At 33.1% G+C, this 24,158-nt stretch carries 24 protein-coding genes; 5 read left to right on the plus strand and 19 right to left on the minus strand.

Annotation, left to right across the window (positions count from 1 at the left end; genetic code table 11):
- The first annotated feature begins 40 nt into the window (after window positions 1-40).
- On the plus strand, window positions 41-1,795 hold the full coding sequence (locus B2745_RS05860) for a lysophospholipid acyltransferase family protein (RefSeq protein ID WP_304064320.1): 1,755 nt from the start codon (window positions 41-43) through the stop codon (window positions 1,793-1,795).
- 28 nt (window positions 1,796-1,823) lie between these two features.
- On the opposite strand, the gene B2745_RS05865 is transcribed toward B2745_RS05860, so the two are convergent.
- The 7 genes from B2745_RS05865 to recJ form a co-directional block, all read right to left on the minus strand.
- Window positions 1,824-2,792: an ABC transporter ATP-binding protein gene (locus B2745_RS05865; protein WP_304064321.1), complete on the minus strand. Its 969-nt coding sequence runs from the start codon at window positions 2,790-2,792 to the stop codon at window positions 1,824-1,826.
- Between the two features lie 105 nt (window positions 2,793-2,897).
- Window positions 2,898-3,716 (minus strand): outer membrane beta-barrel protein, encoded by an 819-nt coding sequence (locus B2745_RS05870; RefSeq protein ID WP_304064322.1) that lies wholly within the window; start codon window positions 3,714-3,716, stop codon window positions 2,898-2,900.
- A gap of 1 nt (window position 3,717) precedes the next feature.
- On the minus strand, window positions 3,718-4,455 hold the full coding sequence (locus tag B2745_RS05875; protein WP_304064323.1) for a hypothetical protein: 738 nt from the start codon (window positions 4,453-4,455) through the stop codon (window positions 3,718-3,720).
- Complete coding sequence (locus B2745_RS05880; protein ID WP_026902976.1) at window positions 4,445-5,017, minus strand: RNA polymerase sigma factor; 573 nt, start codon at window positions 5,015-5,017, stop codon at window positions 4,445-4,447. The genes B2745_RS05875 and B2745_RS05880 overlap by 11 nt, the downstream gene beginning before the upstream one ends.
- Window positions 5,018-5,086: 69 nt before the next feature.
- Complete coding sequence (locus tag B2745_RS05885) at window positions 5,087-6,604, minus strand: GH3 auxin-responsive promoter family protein (protein WP_304064324.1); 1,518 nt, start codon at window positions 6,602-6,604, stop codon at window positions 5,087-5,089.
- Between the two features lie 40 nt (window positions 6,605-6,644).
- Window positions 6,645-7,385, minus strand: a complete 741-nt coding sequence (lptB, locus tag B2745_RS05890; RefSeq protein ID WP_304064325.1) for an LPS export ABC transporter ATP-binding protein — start codon at window positions 7,383-7,385, stop codon at window positions 6,645-6,647.
- Window positions 7,386-7,395: 10 nt separating this feature from the next.
- Complete coding sequence (gene recJ / locus B2745_RS05895) at window positions 7,396-9,096, minus strand: single-stranded-DNA-specific exonuclease RecJ (protein WP_304064326.1); 1,701 nt, start codon at window positions 9,094-9,096, stop codon at window positions 7,396-7,398.
- Between the two features lie 107 nt (window positions 9,097-9,203).
- Between recJ and B2745_RS05900 the strand changes: the two genes are divergently transcribed.
- On the plus strand, window positions 9,204-9,980 hold the full coding sequence (locus B2745_RS05900) for an MBL fold metallo-hydrolase (RefSeq protein WP_304064327.1): 777 nt from the start codon (window positions 9,204-9,206) through the stop codon (window positions 9,978-9,980).
- On the opposite strand, the gene B2745_RS05905 is transcribed toward B2745_RS05900, so the two are convergent.
- The 8 genes from B2745_RS05905 to ahcY form a co-directional block, all read right to left on the minus strand.
- Window positions 9,973-10,383, minus strand: a complete 411-nt coding sequence (locus B2745_RS05905; protein ID WP_026902971.1) for a response regulator — start codon at window positions 10,381-10,383, stop codon at window positions 9,973-9,975. The two genes, B2745_RS05900 and B2745_RS05905, sit on opposite strands and share 8 nt — an antisense overlap.
- 378 nt (window positions 10,384-10,761) lie before the next feature.
- Entirely contained in the window at window positions 10,762-11,349 is a 588-nt protein-coding gene (locus B2745_RS05910; RefSeq protein ID WP_304064328.1) for a YceI family protein, read from the minus strand.
- A gap of 101 nt (window positions 11,350-11,450) precedes the next feature.
- The gene (locus B2745_RS05915) at window positions 11,451-13,652 is read right to left on the minus strand and encodes an ABC transporter substrate-binding protein (protein ID WP_304064329.1); all 2,202 of its coding nucleotides are present in this window, start codon (window positions 13,650-13,652) and stop codon (window positions 11,451-11,453) included.
- A 126-nt stretch (window positions 13,653-13,778) separates the two neighbouring features.
- Window positions 13,779-16,661, minus strand: a complete 2,883-nt coding sequence (gene gcvP, locus B2745_RS05920) for an aminomethyl-transferring glycine dehydrogenase (RefSeq protein WP_304064330.1) — start codon at window positions 16,659-16,661, stop codon at window positions 13,779-13,781.
- A gap of 104 nt (window positions 16,662-16,765) precedes the next feature.
- Window positions 16,766-17,059, minus strand: a complete 294-nt coding sequence (locus tag B2745_RS05925) for a type II toxin-antitoxin system RelE/ParE family toxin (RefSeq protein ID WP_304064331.1) — start codon at window positions 17,057-17,059, stop codon at window positions 16,766-16,768.
- On the minus strand, window positions 17,056-17,304 hold the full coding sequence (locus tag B2745_RS05930; RefSeq protein WP_304064332.1) for a hypothetical protein: 249 nt from the start codon (window positions 17,302-17,304) through the stop codon (window positions 17,056-17,058). Before B2745_RS05930 ends, B2745_RS05925 begins: the two co-directional genes overlap by 4 nt.
- Window positions 17,305-17,328: 24 nt before the next feature.
- The gene (locus B2745_RS05935; RefSeq protein ID WP_304064333.1) at window positions 17,329-18,051 is read right to left on the minus strand and encodes a pyridoxine 5'-phosphate synthase; all 723 of its coding nucleotides are present in this window, start codon (window positions 18,049-18,051) and stop codon (window positions 17,329-17,331) included.
- A 276-nt stretch (window positions 18,052-18,327) separates the two neighbouring features.
- Complete coding sequence (ahcY, locus tag B2745_RS05940; RefSeq protein WP_304064334.1) at window positions 18,328-19,644, minus strand: adenosylhomocysteinase; 1,317 nt, start codon at window positions 19,642-19,644, stop codon at window positions 18,328-18,330.
- 173 nt (window positions 19,645-19,817) lie between these two features.
- On the opposite strand from ahcY, the gene B2745_RS05945 reads away from it, so the two are divergent.
- Window positions 19,818-20,201 carry a hypothetical protein gene (locus B2745_RS05945; protein ID WP_304064335.1) on the plus strand — a complete coding sequence of 128 codons (384 nt, stop codon included), beginning with the start codon at window positions 19,818-19,820 and terminating at the stop codon, window positions 20,199-20,201.
- Window positions 20,202-20,206: 5 nt separating this feature from the next.
- Complete coding sequence (locus B2745_RS05950; protein ID WP_304064336.1) at window positions 20,207-20,443, plus strand: hypothetical protein; 237 nt, start codon at window positions 20,207-20,209, stop codon at window positions 20,441-20,443.
- A gap of 118 nt (window positions 20,444-20,561) precedes the next feature.
- On the opposite strand, the gene B2745_RS05955 is transcribed toward B2745_RS05950, so the two are convergent.
- From B2745_RS05955 to B2745_RS16980, 3 genes are read right to left on the minus strand one after another with little or no spacing between them, the layout of a single operon-like run.
- Window positions 20,562-20,819 (minus strand): HigA family addiction module antitoxin, encoded by a 258-nt coding sequence (locus tag B2745_RS05955; protein WP_304064337.1) that lies wholly within the window; start codon window positions 20,817-20,819, stop codon window positions 20,562-20,564.
- 37 nt (window positions 20,820-20,856) lie between these two features.
- Window positions 20,857-21,216, minus strand: coding sequence for a helix-turn-helix domain-containing protein (locus B2745_RS05960; RefSeq protein WP_304064338.1), 360 nt, complete (start codon window positions 21,214-21,216; stop codon window positions 20,857-20,859).
- Window positions 21,179-21,436: a type II toxin-antitoxin system HigB family toxin gene (locus B2745_RS16980; RefSeq protein WP_414691921.1), complete on the minus strand. Its 258-nt coding sequence runs from the start codon at window positions 21,434-21,436 to the stop codon at window positions 21,179-21,181. Before B2745_RS16980 ends, B2745_RS05960 begins: the two co-directional genes overlap by 38 nt.
- 276 nt (window positions 21,437-21,712) lie before the next feature.
- Between B2745_RS16980 and B2745_RS05965 the strand changes: the two genes are divergently transcribed.
- Window positions 21,713-22,123 (plus strand): BrxA/BrxB family bacilliredoxin, encoded by a 411-nt coding sequence (locus tag B2745_RS05965; RefSeq protein ID WP_026902945.1) that lies wholly within the window; start codon window positions 21,713-21,715, stop codon window positions 22,121-22,123.
- 51 nt (window positions 22,124-22,174) lie between these two features.
- Here B2745_RS05965 and B2745_RS05970 read toward each other — a convergent pair whose 3' ends face one another.
- Window positions 22,175-24,148: a tetratricopeptide repeat-containing sensor histidine kinase gene (locus B2745_RS05970; RefSeq protein ID WP_304064339.1), complete on the minus strand. Its 1,974-nt coding sequence runs from the start codon at window positions 24,146-24,148 to the stop codon at window positions 22,175-22,177.
- Window positions 24,149-24,158: the final 10 nt, after the last annotated feature.

A 24,158-nucleotide genomic window follows, 5' to 3' on the forward strand; every position in this document is an offset into this window, starting at 1 on the left:
TAAAAGAGTTGATATTTGCATAAAAAACCGACCAATTCTGATGAAAATAATTACGACAGAAGAATTTGCGAAAGCTACTAAAATTAACAAGCTTAGAATGCCCGGATTGGCTTACTTGTTAATGGAAATCATGAAAATAAATGATATTAACGAAACATTTGCTAAAGCAGCCGATTTTGAGGGTGTGGCTTTTGTAGATGAAATTCTAAGACTTCTAGGTGTTAAAGTAGAGATTAAAGAAAGTGATTTTAAAAATCTCCCACTAGATGGTGCTTTTATAAGCGTAGCAAATCATCCTTATGGCGGCATAGAAGGTTTGGTTTTGATAAAAATACTTTGTACTATAAGACCAGAAGCCAAGGTGATGGCAAATTTCTTATTGAAGAAAATACCTAACCTGAGTGATTTTTTTGTAGCTGTAAATCCGTTTGAAAATATAGATCACTCATCTAGCATTAGCGGTATAAAAACAACTTTGGGCTTATTAAATGGCGGTACTCCTATCGGGATTTTTCCTGCTGGCGAGGTATCTACCTTTAAATTAGAGCAACAGCAAGTAACAGATAAGCTGTGGCATCCGGTAGTAGGTAAATTGATATCAAAATCAAAAGTACCCGTAGTACCTATTTATTTTCATGGTAATAATGGTTTGTTATTTAACTTATTATCACTCATACACCCTGCTTTAAGAACTGCCAAGCTACCATCAGAATTGTTTAATAAAAAGGGGCATACCATCCATGTAAGAATAGGGAAACCTATAAAATTTGAAGAAATCCCGAATAACGATAATAACAGCGCTCTATTGGCTTTTTTAAGAGCCAAAACTTATGCTTTAGGTGCCGGTTTAGAAAACGAGCGAAAAATTTTTAGCAGTGCTAATTTATTTAAAATTTTAAAGCAATCTCAAGATATTATTCCTCCTATTGAAACACCTTTGATGGAAAAAGAAATTGAGGACTTGCGTGGTGAGTGTTTGGTGTGGACAGAGAAAAACTATGAGGTTTACATCACCCCTACTCAAAATATCCCTAACATCATTAAAGAAATAGGAAGATTAAGAGAAATTACTTTTAGGGAAATTGGAGAAGGCACTAATAAATCTATCGATTTAGATAGTTATGATATTTATTACAACCATTTATTTATTTGGGATACCGAGCAAAAAATGGTTGTTGGGGCTTATAGAATTGGTAAAGGTGATGAAATTTTTTACAGCTATGGCAAAAAAGGCTTTTACACTGCCGAGTTGTTTAAGATAAAGCCTCAGTTTAGTGTTGTTTTAAGAAATAGTTTAGAACTTGGGCGTTCTTGGATAAGAAAAGAATATCAACAAAAACCTTTACCACTGTTTTTACTGTGGAAAGGGATTCTTAAATTTTTGATTGATAATCCTAGATATAAATATTTGATTGGTCCTGTATCCATTAGTAATACTTTTAGTAAATTTTCTAAATCTTTGATTGTGGATTTTATTTACCGTAATCATTTTGACCACGAAATGGCACAAATGGTTAAACCTAGGAAACAATTTAAGGTAGACTTTTCTAAAATTGATGCTGATATACTAACGGCTAACAGTAACTCTCTTAAAAATCTGGATAGTTTAATTGCTGAAGTAGAGAGCAATCATATTAAAATTCCTGTTTTGCTAAGGCAATATATCGCCTTAAATGCTAAGATTATTTGTTTTAATATTGACCCTAAATTCTCTGATAGTTTAGATGGTTTCTTAGTTTTGGATTTAGAAAATATCCCTCAAGATATGATAGAAAAACTGGGTAAAAATCTTTGATTTTGCCCAATTTATGCTTCGATTTTTATTAAGAATCCAACGCTATTTGCTTTTTAAAAGCAATGTTTATTTCATCGCCTTTAGATAACGGTAGAAAATCAAAATCATAAGATAATATGATTTTATCTTCAATTACATATTCAACTTCTTGATATAAACCTCCAAAATGAACTGATTTAACTTTAGCAGCTATACCATCTTTTTTTACAACAACATCCTGAGGGTAAACAGCATACTTACCTTTTTCTAAAAAAGATAGACCTTCTAAAATATTGGCTTTACCAATAAGCTGAGCCACGTAAGCATGTTGTGGGTGGTGATAAATTTCTTGTGGTTTACCTTCTCTAACTACTTTTCCGTCTTTTACAATCACCAACTTATCAGATAATGACAAGCCATCGCTAGGGTCATGCGATACCATGATAACTGTTATTTTTAAAAAACGAGCTAAGCGTTCTATATCATCTCTTAATTGTTTTTTTAGAATGGTATCAACCTGACTAAAAGGTTCGTCTAACAATAACACTCTAGGCTCGGTAATAACCGCCCTTGCTATAGCTACTCGTTGTTGCTCGCCGCCGCTTAATTCAACAATTTTTTTATAGGCCAAATGGTCTATTCTTAAGAATTCCATGGTTTGCATGGTTAAATCTCTTTTAACATCTAAATCAGTATTAGATAGCAGAGACGATATATTATCATAAACCCTAGCATAAAGGTTTAAGGTAAGTTCTTGCGTAACCATTTTCATTTCATCATGCCCTGGAATCAATTTTTCTGTGGGTCCCAATACACGCTTACCTTCAAAAAGGATTTCTCCTTCCTGAGGAATAAGATAACCATAAATTAGCTTTAGTAAAGTTGTTTTACCGCTTCCACTTTCTCCTACAATACTCACAATTTCACCTTCATGAATATCAAGGCTAATTCCGGAAACACCAGAATGAGAGGTATCTGTAAAGTTCTTATAAATATTACTTACGCTGATTAAAGGCAAAATCTTATTGTTTACTTAGTAAATATAATCATCGTGTTGATAAATAAAAGAATAAAAAAAGCCCTGTATCAAAACAGAGCTTTTACACACATCATATTATACAGGTTAAAATCCGAAAGTTAATCCAAATGAAAGGTTTTTATACCCTTCTAGGCCAGGAGCCTCTGTTTCTGCAAATACATCGTTAAGGTAATATTTGAAGAATAAACCTGCGCCCCCGTAACCTAGCCTAACATTGGCACCATATCTAAATTGGTTAAAATTAAAATCATCTTTAACTTTGATTTTCTCGCCGCCATCAGTCTTTTGCTTAACCTTGCCATCTATCAGGAAACCTACTTCCGGACCTGCTACTACAGAAAATCTTTTCCCATCTTTACCTTGGTTACTTCTATATTCAAAATACAAGGGAACTCTTACGTATCTACTAGAAAATCTATTCTTTTTTAAATTCGTTTCTGAGGATGGGTCAGCTGTTAACACGGGCGAATCTGGTCTGATGGTTACATCTTTTTCAAGCCTTATATGGTTCCAATCTATCCCCCCGGCAAGCGCTATTTTAAAATTTGGATTAAACCTTACTCCAAATTGCAGAATATCAAAACCAAAAGTATGCGTTTTCCAGTTGTTATGCTCTAAAAAATCATAGCTATTTGGGAACCCGAAATCACCATTGTTATGATATTTGCTTAAACCAATATCAAAATGCTCAAAGTTAAATCCAAAACTTATTTTGGGAAAACTTCCCTTTTTATCTTTTTGAGTTGAATCTGATTTACCAATATGAATATTAACTCCCTCTTTCCCTATTTCTAAATGGGCTTTTCTTTCTTTTTTAACCATCACTGAGTCTGCCGTTTGGGCATGAGAAAATGCTGCGATAGAAAAAATGCTGCATGTTATAAGTATGAATTGTTTCATCATTTTAGTCTTTTTTGTATTTAAAGAGTCCTAGATTAATTCCTGTTATTTCTATATCACTTTCGTCTGTTTTACTAATTCTGATAAGCTTTTGCTCTCTTTTATCAACTTTTGCGATAACAAAATTTACCAAATCTCCTACAGATCTTATTTTTTCTGATGATTGGTTATCTTCATTTAAAGAAGAAAACATGCTCGATTTAATTTTATCAGTCTTTGCTGCATTTTCTTCTTCAAGAAGTATCAGTTCTGTTACTGTAATTCTTTTAACAGGTTCTGTACGTATTACAAGCTCTTGCTCTTGCTGTATTTCAGGCTTATTTGCTTGTGTGGATGCAAAAAGATTTTCTTCTTGCAAACTATTTTGTTCTGGAGCAGCTTTAACTATTTTTTGCACTTCATTTTCTTGATTTCCTAATTGTATATTGGTTTGCTTAGTGCTAGTGTTAACCTCATTACTTAAACTAGTGCTATTGTTTTGAGCAATCAAGATGTTTCCTTCTTCAACAGCGGGCTTACCTTTTAGCATAATTTGCTCCTGTGGTTTATTCCAAAATATTAAACCTAAACCCAAAACAACTAATACACTAGCAGCTGCCATCCATAGAAAAGGAACTTTCCTGCGCTGCATAGGCTTAATAGATAACTGTTCCTCTATCTTAGACCAGCTTGAAACTGATGGCTCTACTTCATAATCTTCAAATTTAGATTTGAATAATATATCCAATTCTTTATCCGACATTGGTTCCATAACTGTTTCCCTCCATTTTTAAAATTTGTTCTCTTAATATTGCTCTAGCTCTACTTAACTGGGATTTTGATGCTCCTTCTGTAATGCCAAGTTCTTTTGCTATTTCTTTATGCGAATATCCTTCTATAGCATACATGTTAAATACCAATCTATAACCATCAGAAAGATTTCTTATCAACTTCATTAAGTCTGCAATATTTAATCTACTCATATCAAATGCTGTTGAGGCCTGATGATCATGTGTTTCATCTATATCAACAATATTTAAACTTCTTAAATTTTTACGGTACACTTCTATAGAAGTATTTACCATTATTCTTCTTATCCAACCCTCAAAAGAACCTTCTCCGCGGTACGCATTTATATTCTTAAATACCTTTACAAAAGCAGTTTGCATCATGTCTTCTGCTTCAAATTGATCTTTGGCGTAACGCATACAAACACCTAGCATTTTTGAAGACATCATCTTATACAGCAACTCTTGATAACGTCTTTCGCCTGCTTGGCATCCTTTAATAATTTCTTCCTGAGAGTATTTGTGCTGCAAATTCATCGTGTTATATGAGGTAGATGATGAATTTATAAGATAGGTTGCATGTGGGTTTAATTATTTTTTAAATAGCTATGAACTTTGTATGATTTGTAAGATTTCATCAACATAAGTTCTGTTGTTTGCCAATCTTGGAACCTTGTGCTGTCCGCCTAATTTTCCTTTCTGTTTTAACCATTTATAAAAAGTATCATCAGGAGCGATATGTACTGTTGGTCTTCTTAAAGCCATATCTTTAAATCTTTTAGCGTCATAATCAGAGTTTACTTCGCGTAAAGTATTATCCAGAATATCAACAAATCTATTAAACTCGTTAGGTTTCTTTTCAAACTCTATAATCCATTCATGACCACCAGCCTCATTACCTTGGAAATAAATTGGACAAGCAGTATAATCTTTGATGATAGCATTGGTTTCTGCACAAGCCTTGGTTAGCGCTTTTTCTGCATTGTCTATGATAACCTCTTCGCCAAAAGCGTTTATAAAGTGCTTGGTTCTTCCTGTTATTTTAATTCGGTAAGGGTCTAATGAAGTAAACTTTACTGTATCACCAATAATATATCTCCATAAACCTGCATTAGTACTGATGATGATGGCGTAGTTTTTATTCAACTCTACTTCGCTTAAAGATAATGTTTTAGGATTTTCCTCATCAAAATGCTCCATTGGCAAAAACTCATAATAAATACCATAATCAAGCATCAGTAATAAATCTTTATCTTCACTTTGATCTTGTATCCCAAAAAAGCCTTCAGATGCATTATAGGTTTCTAGATAATACATTTGCTCGTTAGGAATAAGCATTTTAAATTGCTCTTGGTAAGGCTCAAAATTAACAGCACCATGTACATAAAGCTCTAAATTAGGCCAAACTTCCATGAGGTTATTTTTATCCGTAAGTTCTAAAATGCGTTTTGCAAGAACTATAGTCCAGGTTGGTACACCAGCAATATTGGTTACATTAACTTCCATAGTTGCTCTAGCCATCTTTTCAATCTTCTCCTCGTAGTTATCCATTAAGGCAATTGACATATCTGGCGTACGCATCATTTCTGCCCATATAGGTAGATTTTTTATGATAACAGCTGATAAATCCCCATAGAAGGAATCGGGACTTAATTGATTGATTTGGTGGCTACCTCCTAAAACTAAACTTTTACCAGTAAACATCTTGGCATCTGGTCTATTATTACAATAAATAGCCAGCATATCTTTACCTCCTTTAAAATGGCATTCTTCTAAAGCTTCTTCACTTACAGGGATAAATTTACTTCTATCGCTGGTAGTACCCGATGATTTTGCAAACCATTTAATTTCTGATGGCCAAAGTATGTTCTGTTCGCCTTTTAGCATTTTTTCAATAAAAGGCTTTAGCGTATCGTAACTTTGCAACGGTACACGCTCTTTAAATTGGCGCTCGTTTTCTATGGATTTATAGTCATAAAGCTTACCCCACTCTGTATTTTCTGCTGAGTTTACCAAAGTATTTAACCATTCTTCTTGTACTTCATTAGGATATTTCATGAAAAGCTCTATCTGGTGCATACGCTTTTTCATAATCCAGTTAAGAAAAGAATTTACAATTGTCATAATGGGTTATGGGCTACTTTGAATGTAAGAGATATAATTTTTAAACTTTAAAATTCTTGATTTTAAGTACAAAATGCTGACCTAGATAAAACTTCCTAGCCATTTCATTATCCGCAATTTCTTGAGGAGTGCCAGCAAGCATAATTTTACCTTCTGCTAATAAATACGCTCTATCTGTAATAGATAAGGTTTCGTTTACATTATGATCTGTAATCAAGATACCAATATTACGATGCTTTAACCTAGCAACAATGGTTTGAATTTCTTCTACCGCAATAGGGTCTACCCCTGCAAAAGGTTCGTCTAATAAAATAAACTTTGGGTCTGCGGCTAAAGCTCTGGCAATTTCTGTTCTTCTGCGCTCGCCTCCTGATAATAAATCGCCACGGTTTTTTCTTACCTTATGGAGGCTAAATTCATCAATAAGCTGTTCTAATTTATCTTTTTGTTCTATTTTGGAGAGTTGAGTCATCTCTAAAACAGCTTTGATATTATCTTCTACGGTGAGCTTTCTAAATACAGAAGCTTCTTGCGCCAAGTAGCCTATACCCTTTTGCGCTCTTCTGTACATCGGGTCTTGGGTGATATTTTCATCCTCTAAAAAAACATTACCTTCATTTGGTCTTATCAAGCCAACAATCATATAAAACGAAGTAGTTTTACCGGCACCATTTGGACCAAGTAAACCTACAATTTCACCCTGCCCTACATGAAAGGATACGTTGTTAACAACGGTTCTCTGCTTATATTTTTTGATTAGATTTTCTGCTCTTAATATCATAAATTTTAACCTAATAGGTTTTAATACCTTTGATGTTTAATTGTATTGAACGTTTATCTTTCCATACATTTTCTTCTATGGTGTAACAAATATCAAAAGGGATACCTCTGTTAATTTGCTCTAAAAAATCTCCATAACCAAAGGCTATACAATCAAAAACCTGACTATCTTTTTGTCTAACACTCATTTTTAAATGGTTATTACCAACAATAGAGCCATAGCCGTACGAATATACATTTCTACTGATAAAAACAGGTGCCATATTTTGAGGACCAAAAGGAGCAAACTGCTTTAATATCCTGAAAAATTTAGGATTAATATCTTTTAAATCTATACATTTTTCTGCTTCTATTACTTGGATAAGCATATCATCGGTAATGGTGGCAGATACAACCTCTTCAAATTTATGGATGAAAGCAGGTAAGTTTTCTGGTTTCATGGTTAAACCTGCGGCGTATTTATGTCCGCCAAATTGCTCTAGCAAATCGCTACACTCGCATAAAGCTTCATACAAATCATATCCCAAAACAGACCTTGCCGAACCTGCGATATGTCCATTAGATTGAGTTAGAACAATTGTTGGACGATAATATTTCTCTGTTAATCTACTCGCTACAATACCAATTACACCTTTATGCCAAGTTTCATGATAAACAACCGTTGATTTTCTGTTCTCCATTTCTGGTGAGTTTAAAATCATGTTAAGCGCTTGTTCTGTAATGTTATTATCAAACTCTTTACGTTCTGAGTTTTTGAGGTTGATGATAAAGCCAGCATCCTCTGCCAATTGCGTTGAGGAAGCTATTAAAAGTTTAACCGCTTGTTTGGCATCATCAATTCTACCAGCGGCATTAATTCTGGGGCCAATAGAAAAAACAATATCTGTGATGGTAAAATCATCGGCTTTACCAGACAACTCAATTAAAGCTTTTAAACCGTTACATGGGTCTGAGTTAAGCTTTTTTAAACCATAATGCGCTAAAATTCTATTTTCGCCGGTAATAGGCACAATATCCGAAGCAATACTTACCACTACCAAATCGAGATATTTTAACACTTTTTCTTTTGGGATGTTATTCCTAGATGCAAAAGCTTGAATCAGTTTAAAGCCTAAACCGCAACCAGAAAGTTCTTTATATGGATAATCGCAATCTTTACGTTTTGGGTCTAATACAGCAACCGCATCCGGAATTTCATCTCCCGGTAGGTGATGGTCGCAAATGATAAAATCTATTACCTTTTCTTTGGCATACTCAACCTTATCAATTGATTTGATACCACAGTCTAAAGCTATAATAAGACTTATACCATGATGTGCGGCATAATCAATCCCTTGTGTTGATATACCATAGCCCTCTACATATCTATCTGGAATATAATAAGTTAAATGAGGATATAAATCTTTAAAAAAAGAATAAGTTAAAGCTACGGAGGTAGTGCCATCAACATCATAATCTCCATAAATTAAAATATGCTCTTGATTCTTGATGGCTCTTTGTATTCTGGATATGGCCTCTTCCATCCCATTCATTAAAAATGGATCATGCAAATCATCCAAAGATGGTCTAAAAAATAGCTTAGCTTGCTCAAAAGTTTTTATACCTCTGGCAACCAACATTTGAGCTAAAATCTCATCTATATTTAACTCTTCTGAGAGTAATTTAACAGTTTCTATATCTTGTATCGAATGCTCTACCCACCTTTTTTCCATATATTTGCGCAATGTAACACAGTAAAGATACAATAATCAATAAGCTCCATAAAAAAGAATTGTAAGCCACTGATTATGTCTTATTTAAATTACAAAAAACTAGCATTTTGGAAATTATAGCACTTAAAGAAGGTTCATACTCTGTAGATTCATCAAAGAAATTTATCCCTTTTGATCCTAGCATTCATCAAGCAAGTGAAAGACCTGCTTCATTGTTTATACACATCAATCCGTTTTTGATTAAAACTGAAAAGGAATTATTAATTCTAGATACGGGTTTAGGTTATCATGATGAGAAAGGCAATCTTATTTTACATGAAAATATTAAAAAAGCAGGTTATCATCCGGATGATGTTACTAAAGTTTTAATGTCTCATTTGCATTACGACCATAGCGGTGGGATGGTTTGGAATAATCAGGGCAAATTAGAACCTAGCTTTGCTAACGCAGAATACATTATCCAAAGGGGCGAGTGGGAAACGGCTTATGCCAAGCAATCATCCTCATACAAAACAGAGATTTTTGATGTGATACAAAGATCAGGACAAGTTCATTTTATTGATGGAAATGGAATCTTAACCGATGAAATTAGTTATGAACTTACCGGTGGACATTGTGAATTTCACCAAGTGTATTTTATCAAAAATACAGAACATGAGATTTTCTTCGGCGGCGATGTAGTGCCTGAACCAGAACAGTTACAAAGAAATTTTATAGCTAAATATGATTTTGATGGAAAATTAGCTAAAGATTTAAGGACTGAATATGGTAAAAAAGCAGCACAAAACAATTGGATTTGCTTATTTTATCATGCTAAAAACAGAACTATCGGTACAGTAAAAGAAGACGAACAAGGAAATATTACGGTAAGTGCTTTTAGTTAATACCTAAACTATCATACAAACTCTTTATTTTTTCTACAGTTAATGGTTTAGAAATAAATTTATTTACTGTAGAAAAAGTTTTTGATTTACTGATATCATCATTGTACACAGATGAAGAAAGCATATTGATAACTATCTTTTTTGATAGCTGATGAGCTATTTTAGCGTACTCTTCTAAAAACTCCCATCCATTCATAACAGGCATATTGATATCTAAAAAAATAATATCAGGAAGCTCTTCTTGATTATTTAACCCAGAAATTATATAATCTATCCCTTCTTGTCCATTTAAACAAGTAGAAACTTTTGCTCTTGGTGGTATCTTGTCTATTAGTTTAGCGGCTATAAAATTATTGATTTCGTCATCATCAATAATTAAAATATGTAAGGCTTGATTCATCATATATGGGCTCTTTTACGAAAGAGTTTAAATAAAGTTTTTATTAATTATAAAGTTTCGACTTAGCCTAATAAAATTATTCCGCTATTATAATCATTAATCATAATTGATACAGTATAATTTAAAATTTGTTTCAAGTTTTATACCATAAATATTCATTCATAAAGATTAATCATTTATAGCCTATATCAGGAATATAATACCACATTTTAATTTTTATTCATTTAACATTTAAAGTTGTAGTGCTATTTGGGAAACATTTATTGGGGACAAATATACACTATTGGTTAATTACAAGCATTATTTTCTACACAAAATAAAAAAGGGGATAAAGTGTTTATACTTATCCCCCTTATTGATGATTTTAAATAATTCTATTGCTTATTTTTTAGCAACTAAATTGATATTAAGCTCGAAATCATCATTAATTGCTTTATCTCCTAAACTATCAAAGAAACTTTTAGAACCGTATTTGATATCATATTTAGTTCTATCTACTTTAACACCTTGAGCAACTGCTACCAAAACACCATTCTTAATACTTACAGCGGCAGGAAATGTTATAGGCTGGGTAATCCCTTTTATAGTTAAATTACCAGTAATATTTACTTTTCCTGAACTAACAGGAGTAACTTTAGTAATCGTAAATTTTGATTGTGAATATTTATCTACTCCAAAAAAATCATCGGCTTTTAAGTGTCCTAACAATTTTGCGTTCATTTCACCTTCTAAATCAGTTACCGTCATACTGTTCATATTGATGATGAAATTACCTCCAGATAACGCATTTCCATTATAGTTTAATACGCCTGATGAAAGTTTGATTTCACCACGGTGCTCACCTGTAACTTTTTTACCAATCCATTCGATTTTTGATTTTTGAGTATCAACCTTATACTCTACAGCAGCAGGCTTAAATGCCACCATAATCATGCTTACTAAAGCAATTAATAATATTCCTTTTTTCATAATTTTTAATTTTGTATTGCAAACCTACATAAATAATTTACATGTTTAAACATGTAAATATCAATTTACATTAAACTGACATTATTAAAAGCTGTTTAAACCTAGTCAAATTGATTAAATCTCAGGATAAAAGTACTACCTACATTTAGCTGGCTACTTACTTCTATGGATGCACCTAAAGATTCTAAATGTGATTTTAATATAAATAAACCTAATCCTTTACCTTCAATATTTTCATGAAATCTTTGATACAAACCAAAAATTTTATCTCCATTTTTTTTCATATCAATGCCCAAACCATTATCAGAAACTTTTAAGACAACTTGATTTTCTACTTTAAGTGCTGATATATTTATTTCTAAATTTCTATCATTTGATTTATACTTTAAAGCATTGGTTAATAAACAATAAATAGCACTTTCAAAATATTGCTTAGGATAAAACAGAACATTTTCTTCAAAATACAATCTTATTTTGGCGTTGGCTTTTACTATTTGAGGCTCTAGGGAAGTAATTACTTTTACGAACTCTTCCTCTAGATTAATTTCAACTGGATATTTATTTTCTGATGCGATTTGATGAGATACAATTTCTATCAAATCATTTAATACATTACTGAGTTTTTGAATAGAGATATTTATTTTATCAATAATAATGACTTGTTCGTGATTTAAATCAGGAAGATGCAACATATTAAACAGTGTTTCCAGATTTACTATAGGTGCTCTTAGATTATGAGAAGTGATATATGCAAACTTTTTAAGCTCGTTATTGCTTCTCAGTAATTCTTCAGAAACTTTGATGAGTTGAAACTCTTTACGTTTGATGGTATCTATATTGATAACAATGCCCGATACAATATGCTTACTTATTTGCTCTCCAAAAGTAAAGGAAGCCATAACATATAAATAATCTCCATGATTACTTTTTAATCTAAATTGTACAATTTGCTGCTTTTCAATACTGTTTCTAAATCGTAGAAAACTTTTAACAACATTTAATCTGTCATCGGGATGTATATAATGGAGTAAATTTATTTGATTTAATGTTTCTTGATAAGTTATTCCTAAGATTTCGCACCAATCTTTACTCACAAAAGCTCTTTGTTGGTGTAAATCCCAATCCCAAAGACCAATATTTGCACTTTTTATAGCCAACTTTAACTTTTGTTCATTCCTTTTAGCCAAGCTTTCGGCAGCTTTTCTGCTTTCAATTTCTGCCGATAACTCTGCTGTTTTAATTCTAACTCTTTTCCTCAATTGCCAATTGATAAAAGAAATAATAACGATAACAATTAAAACAACAATACTTAGATAAATTAAGGGTTTAAGCCATTTACTTAAGCTACGATCTTCTGCGTTGTAGATAAAATCCTTTAAAGTTAAATCTTTGTTTGCAATACCTAATTGTTGGTAAATTTGAAGCATATACTGCCACCTACCTAAATTCATGTGACCAATTTGTACTAAATCTGGCATGATTAGCTTTCTTACTTCTGCTGCTTCTACTTTCAAAAAAGCTTTATTATTACCATACTCTTTAACACCTGGCAATGTTAGAATATAGGTAATCATTTCATCCTCATGTGCTAGCGCATATTCCCAGCCTTTTAAAGTTGCCCTAATAAATCCATCTGTTACTTGAGTATTGTGGTAGGCAAAAGATTTTGTTGTAAACAAAACATCTCCATAAAAATCAACACCATATTCTACTGGCCTAATCATATTAAGCTTTAAACCCAATTGATGAAGTCTTTGTGGTTGTGTGGTAATATAAGTAACAACAGCATCGGCTTTGCCGTCGGCAATTTCTTCTGAATCTTTTTTTCTCGGGATTATATTTATTAAGTCTTCCTTTATACCTTCTTTTAGTAAAGTAGCTTTAACAATATTCCATCCTTGGTCTTGATCTGCTAAGATTGTTTTACCTATTAAATCGGAAGGTTTTAATATATTTTTTTCTTTTAAACTTAAGACTACATAGGGAGATGATTGCATGATAGTTGCTAAAACAACTAAAGGATTCTTTTTAGAGTTTCTAAGAATTATATTAGGATCAAAAATTGCGATGTCTGCTCTGCCTCTTAAAACTTCATTGATAGGTGATACAGATGGACCTCCAGAAATTAACTGAACATTTAAACCTTCTTCTTTATAATACCCTTTAATAAGTGCCGCATAATAACCTGCAAACTGAAATTGATGACGCCATTTGAGCTGAAGCTTAATCGTGTCTTTTTCAGAAGCATTTAAAATTTTAAGTACTAAAAGAAAGCTAGTTAAAAATGATATTAAAAACCGCATACCTATAGCTAAAACATAATTTTAATGACAATATTTTTCTTGTAAAATATTTATTTTATGTTTTAAACTTAAACAAAAAAAGCTGGATAATCCAGCTTTTTTTTATGAATGAAAATATTCTCTTTCTTAAACAGTTTCCTCTACATAAGTTTCTAATGGTGGGCAAGAACAAATTAAAGTTCTATCGCCATGGGTATCATTAACCCTACCTACAGAAGGCCAAAACTTATATTGAGTTACATAAGCTAATGGAAATGCCGCTTTTTGTCTTGTGTAAGGTTTATCCCAATCATTACCAGTAACTACTGCTGCTGTATGTGGAGCATTCTTTAAAGGATTATTGAGTTTATCCAATAAACCAGTTTCAATATCAGCTATTTCATTTCTGATAGCTATCATAGCATCGCAGAAACGGTCTAACTCGTGTTTAGGTTCAGATTCTGTAGGCTCCACCATCACCGTACCAGCAACAGGAAATGAAACCGTTGGTGCATGGAAACCGTAATCCATCAATCTTTTAGCGATATCTGTAACCTCGATACCTAAAGTTTTGAACTCTCGGCAATCTAAAATCATCTCATGTGCACATCTTCCGTTTGCCCCTGAGTATAATACTGGATAATATTGTTCTAACCTAGCTTTAATATAATTTGCATTTAAAATAGCATATTTAGTAGCGTTAGTTAAACCCTCTGCGCCCATCATCGCAATGTAAGCATGAGAAATTAACAGAATAGACGCAGAACCCCATGGTGCCGCCGATACTGCATGTATAGATTTCTCTTGACTAATATTTACCACGGCATGGCCTGGTAAATACGGAACTAAATGTTTAGCTACACCAATTGGCCCCATACCTGGACCACCTCCACCATGTGGAATACAGAATGTTTTATGCAAATTTAGGTGACAAACATCGGCACCAATATTAGCCGGAGATGTTAAACCTACTTGTGCGTTCATATTGGCACCATCCATATAAACCTGCCCTCCATGCTGATGGATAATATCGCAGATTTCTATGATAGACTCTTCAAAAACACCATGGGTAGATGGATAGGTAACCATTAAACAGCTTAAGTTGGCAGAGTGCTCTTCTGCTTTTGCTCTTAAATCTTCAACATCAATATTACCTTTTTCATCGCATTTTGTCACCACGATTTTCATACCAGCCATAGCAGCGGAAGCTGGGTTTGTACCATGTGCAGAAGATGGAATTAAAGCAATATTTCTATGGAAATCTCCTCTATCTTGATGATAAGCCCTGATAACCATTAAACCTGCATACTCACCCTGTGCACCTGCATTTGGTTGTAAGCTCATCGAGGCAAAGCCGGTTATTTCGCTTAACCAACGGTTTAATTCATCCATAATTTGCATATAACCACCAGTTTGATCTATTGGCGCAAAAGGATGTAAGTTTCCAAACTCTGGCCAAGTAACCGGAATCATTTCTGTGGTAGCATTTAATTTCATGGTACATGAGCCTAAAGCTATCATAGAGTGGCATAAGGATAAATCTTTTGCTTCTAAAGATTTAATATAACGCAACAGCTCATGTTCTGAGTGATGGCTATTAAAAATTGGATGTGTTAAGTAAGCTGATGTTCTCGTTAAAGAAGCAGGAATAGTAGTTGCTAAATCGCTTTTAAAAGCATCAAGATCTATATCGTTTTGATTGATACCTTTTACTTTTCCGAAGAATCTTACTAAAGTTTTAATATCTGCTACAGAGGTAGTCTCATCTATAGAAATAGTAACCGTTTCGCCTTGGTAATTTAAGTTAACCTCGTTATTTAAAGCTTCGGCTTTAATAGCATTTACCAAAGCGCCAACGTTAAATCTAACCGTATCAAAATATGTTGTGTTTTCTTGTTGATAACCCAGTTGTTGTAAAGTATTAGACAATAAAATAGCTAAGCCATGTATTCTTTCTGCTATAAGTTTAATACCTTTTGGACCATGATAAGTAGCATACATACCAGCCATAATAGCCAATAAAGCTTGTGCAGTACAAATATTTGAGGTTGCTTTATCTCTTCTGATGTGTTGCTCTCTGGTTTGTAAAGCCATACGCAAAGCATAATTTCCATGAGCATCTATGGTTACCCCAATGATACGACCAGGCATAGACCTTTTGTACTCTTCTTTTGTAGCGAAAAAAGCAGCATGAGGGCCACCAAAACCCATAGGAATACCAAAACGTTGGGTAGTACCAACAACAATATCAGCACCCCACTCGCCCGGAGGAGTTAATAAAGCTAAACTCATGATATCTGCCGCAACAGTTAGCTTTATGTTTTTTTCATGAGCTTTATTAGCAAAATCGCTATAATCAAAAACTTCGCCGTTACCTGCTGGGTATTGAACAATAGCACCAAACATATCTTCTGTTAGCTCTACGGTTCTATGGTCGCCGATAACAAGCTCTATACCGTAAGGCTGAGAACGTGTTTTTAGAATATCTATGGTTTGTGGGAATACTTCCTCAGAAACGAAGAATGTTTTTGCAGCATTATTTTTCCTTAAACTGTATTGCATAAACATCGCTTCTGCAGCTGCAGTTCCTTCATCTAACAAAGACGCATTGGCTATTTCCATTCCGGTTAAATCTATAACCATGGTTTGGAAATTTAGTAAAGCCTGCAATCTTCCTTGTGCAATCTCTGCCTGATAAGGAGTGTATTGCGTGTACCATCCTGGGTTTTCTAGGATATTTCTTTGGATAACACCTGGTACAATAACGCCGTAATAACCTTGCCCTATATATGATTTAAAAATCTTGTTTTTAGAAGCCGTTTGTTTAAGATGATTCAGGTATTCGAACTCACTTTTTGCCGAAGGTAAATCCATAGCACCTTTGAGACGTATGTTTTGTGGCACTGTTTGGGCAATTAGTTCTTCTAAAGAATTTACCCCAACAGCATCTAACATTTCTTGGGTATCCTGCTCATTTGGTGCAATATGTCTTTGCTCGAACAGTTCCTGATAATCAACATTTAATTTCATTTAAACGGAAGTTTTTAAGATGCGCAAAATTATGAAAAATGAGGGTGCTTTTATAATAGAAACAGCATGAAATTGTAAAGATTAAAATACAGTTGTTTAAAAGTTTAAACCTTATTCTTTGGATTTCTTTTTACGTGAAAAATAGATGCTATATAAATAGTCTTAGAGGTTTCATCTATACTGTAAATGATGATAAATGGGAATTTTTTGATAACCAGTTCTCTTAGTTCTCTTATCTTTTTGGGATAGAGTTTTGGATTTTCTGATATTAAATTAAGATGTTTATAAATCTCGGTTTTAAAATCATCACCTAAACCTAATTTTTGTTCGTGATACCAACAAAAAGCATCCAGAAATTCTTTCCTACTCTTTTTCGTTAGTAGTACTTTATAGCTCATGAAATAGTGTTAGCTTTTATTTTCTCTATATCTACATCTATTTCTTCCAAAGAAAAAGCCTTATTTGTACCATTCTTGCATTCTTTTATCCTGTTCTCAAAATCCTTTACTAAGTTTTTATCTTCCCACCAATTAAAATCTTTTACAATATCATCTTCTAAGAGCGCAAAAATAGCCTTGATTTTTTTTTCATCCGCTACTTTAATATATTCTTGTAATTTGATTCTTATAGCTGCAACAGTCATGATAAGTGCTTTGTGTAAATATAATTATTTCAACTGATACAAATATCTTTGAATAGTATTTTCTAAGCCTAAATAAAGTGCATCGCAAATAAGTGCATGCCCTATACTAACTTCTAACAAACCCGGTATATTTTGCGCAAAATATTGTAAGTTATGTAAGTCTAAATCATGTCCGGCATTAATACCTAAACCTACTTTATTAGCCATTTCGGCTGCTTTTACATAAGGTAAAATGGCTTTTTCTTTATCTTGATGATAATGAACAGCGTAAGACTCTGTATAAAGTTCTATCCTATCTGTACCTGTAGTTTTTGCGGCTTCTACCATTTCTGGATTAGGGTCTACGAAAATAGATACCCTGATACCAGCTTGCTTAAAAACAGCAATAACATCTTGCAAATAGTTTTGATGTTTGATGGTATCCCAACCATGGTTAGAAGTAATTTGCCCTAAAGCATCAGGTACTAAAGTTACTTGTGCGGGTTTATTCGCTAAAACCAGTTCTACAAATTTTTCTTCTTGGCAATTGCCTTCTATGTTAAATTCTGTTTGGATTTGGCCTTTTAAATCGTAAACATCTTGATAGCGAATATGTCTTTCATCGGGACGTGGATGTACGGTTATTCCTTGTGCTCCAAAACGCTCGCAGTCTAATGCTGTTTGTAATACATTAGGGTTATTACCACCTCTTGAGTTTCTTAAAGTGGCTATTTTATTGATGTTTACTGATAATTTGGCTAATGACATATACAAAGGTATCATTATGCTGTGATACTGTAAATACTTAGCACAGGTTTTGAAAAATAAACCGGGGCGAGGGCGATACCCCACAGGACATTTGGAGCTTTTTGCGGAAAATGGACGAGGAGTAAAGCAAAGCACCGGACTAGCCTTAAAATGAAATACTAGCATTGCTTTTCTTAATAAAATTCCTTTACAACTAAATAAAAAAACCGCCCTGTGGCTACAGAGCGGCTTGGATTAATTGTCTCCCGATAGCTATCGGGACAACAATTAAAAATATTAATAGCGGTATGCGTCTGATTTGAACGGACCTTGAACCGTAACACCAATATATTCTGCTTGGTCTTGACGAAGTTCTTCTAACTCGACGCCGATTTTTGCTAAGTGCAAACGAGCTACTTTTTCGTCTAATGTTTTTGGTAAAACATAAACTTTATTTTCGTAAGCCGCAGCGTTTGTAAATAACTCTATTTGCGCTAAAGTTTGGTTGGTAAAGGAGTTAGACATTACAAATGATGGGTGACCAGTTGCGCAACCTAAATTTACTAAACGACCTTCTGCTAAAACGATAACGTCTTTACCATCAATGGTATATTTATCTACTTGTGGTTTAATTTCGATTTTGGTATCGCCATAGTTTTCGTTTAACCAAGCCATGTCAATCTCGTTATCAAAGTGGCCAATGTTACAAACGATAGCTTTATCTTTTAAAGCTTTAAAATGCTCGCCTCTAACGATGTCTTTGTTACCAGTTGCTGTTACCACGATGTCTGCTTCTTTGATAGCAGTAGCTAATTTCTTAACCTCGAAACCCTCCATTGCAGCTTGTAAAGCACAAATTGGGTCTATTTCTGTAACGATAACTCTTACACCTGCATTTCGTAAAGAATCTGCAGAACCTTTACCTACATCGCCATAACCGCAAACAACAGCTACTTTACCAGCCATCATCACATCGGTAGCTCTGCGGATTGCGTCTACTAAAGACTCGCGACAGCCGTATTTATTATCGAATTTTGATTTAGTAACAGAATCATTAATGTTGATTGCCGGCATTGGAAGTGTGCCTTTTTTAACGCGATCATGTAAGCGTAAAACACCTGTAGTTGTTTCTTCTGAGATTCCTTTGATACCAGCTGCTAGTTCAGGATATTTATCTAAAACCATATTGGTTAAATCGCCACCGTCATCTAAAATCATGTTTAGAGGTTCACGGTTTTCGCCAAAGAATAAGGTTTGCTCTATACACCAATCAAACTCTTCTGCATTCATCCCTTTCCATGCGTAAACAGGAATTCCGGCAGCAGCAATTGCAGCAGCAGCGTGGTCTTGAGTGGAGAAAATGTTACAAGAAGACCAAGTAACATCTGCACCTAATTCTACTAAAGTTTCAATTAAAACTGCAGTTTGGATGGTCATGTGTAAGCATCCTGCAATTCTTGCTCCTTTTAAAGGTTTGCTTGCGCCAAACTCTTCTCTAAGAGCCATTAAACCTGGCATTTCTGCCTCGGCTAATTCAATTTCTTTTCTTCCCCATTCGGCCAAGGAAATATCCTTCACTTTGTAAGGTACGTAAGTTGTCTCTACTGATGACATAGTTTTTTTATTTTGTGAGCTGCAAAGATACCGCTTAGACGGATGAAATTCAAATGGTTAATGGTAATGAGATTGTTAAGATTGTAAAAACATATTTTATTATAAATTTTTCAATTTATGTTATCTAAATACTACTTATCTTTACATTTGAAAGCTTATAGAAATAAATAAAAATGTCTGAAACTAAACAAGAATTCATTAATCTTATTCATAATAGTAAATTAAAAAAGATTAATGCAAAACTAAAAGCGATTGATTTAATTGATGGCAATTTTCATATTTGTTATATACCTTCATTGAAACTTAGCGCATATGGTTCTACCTCATCTGAAGCATTTAAAATGATGAAGAATATAGTTATTCCAGATTTTTGTGAAACTCTTATGTCTCAAGAGAAAAACAAAATTTTAAGTGAACTTAAAGCTTTAGGGTGGTCTCAAAGTCCATTTTTCAAAACTGAACTTTGTAAATCAGCACATATTGACAAAGAAGGAATCTTACGTGACTTTGATTTATCTGAAAACACTGAATTAAGAGAACGATTAATGACAGTGTGATTACAATGGGAAACAATAGACCTATAAAAACAAAATGTTGGATTAAATTTTTAGAATTTAAAAACTGCAAATACATCTCAACTGAAGCCTCACATGATAAATGGAAATGTCCTGGATGCTTAAGATCTATTATTCACAGGCAAAAAGATAAAGAAATACCTGCTTTCCATATAAATTCTAATTTAATAACAATGGGAATATCAAAAGATGAATTTTTGGAATGGATTAAGGAAAATTGTTAATATAAATTTTAGATAATTTATTAACTTCTTTTTTTGAAATATCCAATTAAATAAATCATCCGTACAATCTTCAACACCGCCACAGCTTCTCTCAAAAAAACCCTGATATTATCGGTATTCACTTTTTTTTAGCCTGCGCAAGATTATAATTTTCTTGTGCTCTTAACCAAAAATCAAGACTTGTATTAAAAGCTTTGGCGAGTTTTAATGCCATTTCAAGACTAATACTCTGCTTATGATTGATGATGGTAGATAAAGTTTTACTAATTTCTAACCCAGCAGCAACTTCTTCCAAAGTCAGTTTGTTACTGGTTTCTTCTCTCAATTCCTCTATGGTTTCTTTTATTAATTCCCCCGGATGTGCTGGCGCAAACATGGTCATAATTTCTAAATTTAATGGTAATCAAATCCTATTAAACGTTTGCGTTAAAGAATACCACAGTAGGGATACCAAGTTTATGGTGTAAAATATTAGCTATACGCAATGTTATTTCCCTTTTACCGCTTAGTATAGAAGATACGTAGCTTTTAGACCCAATATAAGGCTGTAGGTCTTTATTCTTTAATCCTAATTCTTCCATCTTCAATTTTATAGCTTCTATGGGATTGGGGCTGGCTATTGGATAATGCTTATCCTCATAATTACTGATAAGTAACCCTAATAATTCAGCTTCTGCAAAATCAGGACTGCTAGGTTCAGCATCAAAAATTATGTCTAGCCTCTCTAAGGCTTTATTATAATCGCTTTCTGTTTTTAAAATTGTCCAATTCATTTTTATAGCTTATAGTTTCTACATCTATTTTATTGTAATCTTTATGTGTACCAAACCAGATGATAAAAATTTGTTTGGTGTAAAAGTTAATCTTAATAACTAATCTACAATTATTGCCTTTTATATTGAAAACAACTCTGTTATTTGCTACTACACTTGCATGCTTATAAACGGCCTTTAACTCATTAAAATTGCTAAAATCACTTTCTCTTTTCAGAATACCAAAGTTCTATAGGCTTTTTAGCATCAGGATACTCAGTATAAAAATCAATTAAGGTGCTACGCTTTATGATGTTAAAATGATTCATCTACGCAAAAATAAAAAAAGTTTACAAATTGTAAACAAAGGTTTTGGTTAAAGCTTAAAGTAAATCTATAATGATCCAATTTTTATGACAAAGCCTTGATATGCTTTATTGTTAGCATTTGGTTAAAAGCTTAATTTTGTGCTTGTAAAAAGAAAAATCTTAATTCGTAAATCGTAAATACAAAGAAAATGTATCCAGAATATTTAGTTGCCCCAATGAGAACCGACTTAACTAGTGTTGGTTTTGAAGAATTAAAAAATGCTGATGAAGTAAAACAAGCTATAGAAACAGAAGGTACAACATTTGTTGTAGTTAACTCTGTTTGTGGTTGTGCTGCTGCAAATGCCCGTCCGGCTGCTAAAATTGCCGTACAGGAAGGCAAAAAGCCTAGTAAAATTGTAACTGTTTTTGCCGGAATGGAGAAAGACGCTGTAGATGCTGCTCGTAATTACATGTTGCCTTACCCGCCATCATCGCCATCAATGGCTTTGTTTAAAGATGGTAAATTGGTTCACATTATAGAAAGACATCAAATTGAAGGTCGCCCAGCACAAATGATAGCAGATAATTTGATTGGTGCTTTTGAACAATATTGTTAATTCCTTAAAAGAGAATGTCTCAAAAATTGCATTGGAGACATTCTCTTTTCATTAACATTTTCCCTTCTTTAAAGTAAAGCTAAAAGTAGTTCCTACTCCTTCTATACTATTTACTTCAATTTTACCGCCGTTACTTTCTATAAACTCTTTACAGATGATCAATCCTAATCCTGTACCCTTTTCGTTTTGAGTACCACTTGTACTTGAAGAGTCGGCAGTAAAGATTTTCTCTAATCTTGCTTTAGCAATACCAACGCCACTATCGGTAATAAAAAACTTAAAATTATCTTTTTCTTCTTGAGATTTTAAAGTTATTTTACCACCATTGGGAGTAAACTTTACTGCATTTGAAATTAGATTTCTTATGATAAAATTGAAATGATTTTTATCAGCCAAAACACATATTTCTTCATTAATCTGATTATCAACAACTACCCGTTTTTCTTGAATCAATTGCTGTAAAAAATCTAAAGTTTGCTTAATAGGTGTTGCGCAATTAAAATCCTCTAGCGTAATTTTAGCTCCTCTTATTTGGCTGTAGCCCCAATGTAATAATTTATCTAAAGTTTCTAATGCGGTTTCAGATTGATGGATAACACGATCTATCATATTGCTCTTTTCATGCTCTGATATATTGTTCTCTTTGATGAGACTTAAAATCCCTAGAGTTGACACATAGGCACTTCTTAGATCATGACCTATAATAGAAAATATCCTGTCTTTAATTTGATTGCTCTCAAACAATTTGTCTTTATTGATAACATTTTGCCTGTTTAGAATTCTAATGCGATAATAAGAATAGGCAAAAACAATCATAGAGAGGAACGCAATCACCAGAAGAATAATACTTAAATTACGTTGCTTGGTTCTTGTTTCATTAATTTGATTAAGCAGTTTTACTTGCTCTTGTGTTTTCTCTAATTCATACTTATCCTTAATGCCTGAAATTTCTCTCTCACGCTCTTTAACATTCAGCTTCATAGCTGCTTCATAATACTCTTCTGTATATTTTTGAGCATTTTTATAATCTTGCTGCTTTAAATAATTACTCCTTAAACCTTCTAAAATCTCAACCTCCAAATCAATAACTCCCATTTCCCGCGATTTATCCAGTGCTTTTAAGGCTTCTTGGTTACTTTTATCATAATCACCAATAAAATAATAAGCAACAGAAATATTCTGCATGTTTTTTAAAATTCCTTCTGGATAATTATTATCTAAGGAAACCTTATAAGATTGTTGATAATAATCTAAGGCTTTTTTATATTCTTTTTTCTCTTTATAAACTAAGCCAATATTCATCAGTGCAGAAGCGTGTGCAGATATTTTAGATTTTTGCCCTTTTGTTAAGTTACTTACTCTTTTAAACATTTCTAAAGCATCGTCCAATTTTCCTTGTTCTGCAAATGCTATAGCCATATTATTTACAATATCTAACTCAAAATCTTTATCTTTTACTTCTTTATTTAAAGAGTCGGCAATTTTACAGTATTTAAGTGCGCTTTTAAAATCATGAATTTGTATATGTATAGCGCTTAATTTAATGTAAGCGTTAATCATACCAGATTTATTTTTTAATTTTTCAAAAATATTTAAAGATGAAAATGCATTTGCCGCTGACTTTGTAAAATCGCCCTTACGCCCATAAATTACAGTTAACAATCCATAAGCCCTTGCCAGATTAAGCTCATCTTTTTGCTTTTTAGCAGAAGCGGCGGCGGCATTAGCGTAAACCAATGCTTCTGATAAATCTCCATGCACACTTAATAAATTAGCCATATTATGGTTCAGGATAGTCTCGCCTATTAAAAAGTTGTTCTTTTTCGTATAGTAAAGAGCTTTATTAAAATACAATCTTACGGAGTCCATTTTATTAGGCCCAAAAGACTTCATCATCATAATGTGTGCATTTACCACCAATGAATCATTATCAGAAGTGTTTATTACCTTTTTATAATGATTAATATCAATCCCCTGAAAGAGTAATAGATGAAAGTATATTAAGATTAGGTATATATGACTCATGTATTCAATT

It is taken from the genome of Pedobacter glucosidilyticus, from assembly GCF_002483235.1.
Taxonomy (GTDB): Bacteria; Bacteroidota; Bacteroidia; order Sphingobacteriales; family Sphingobacteriaceae; genus Pseudopedobacter; species Pseudopedobacter glucosidilyticum_B.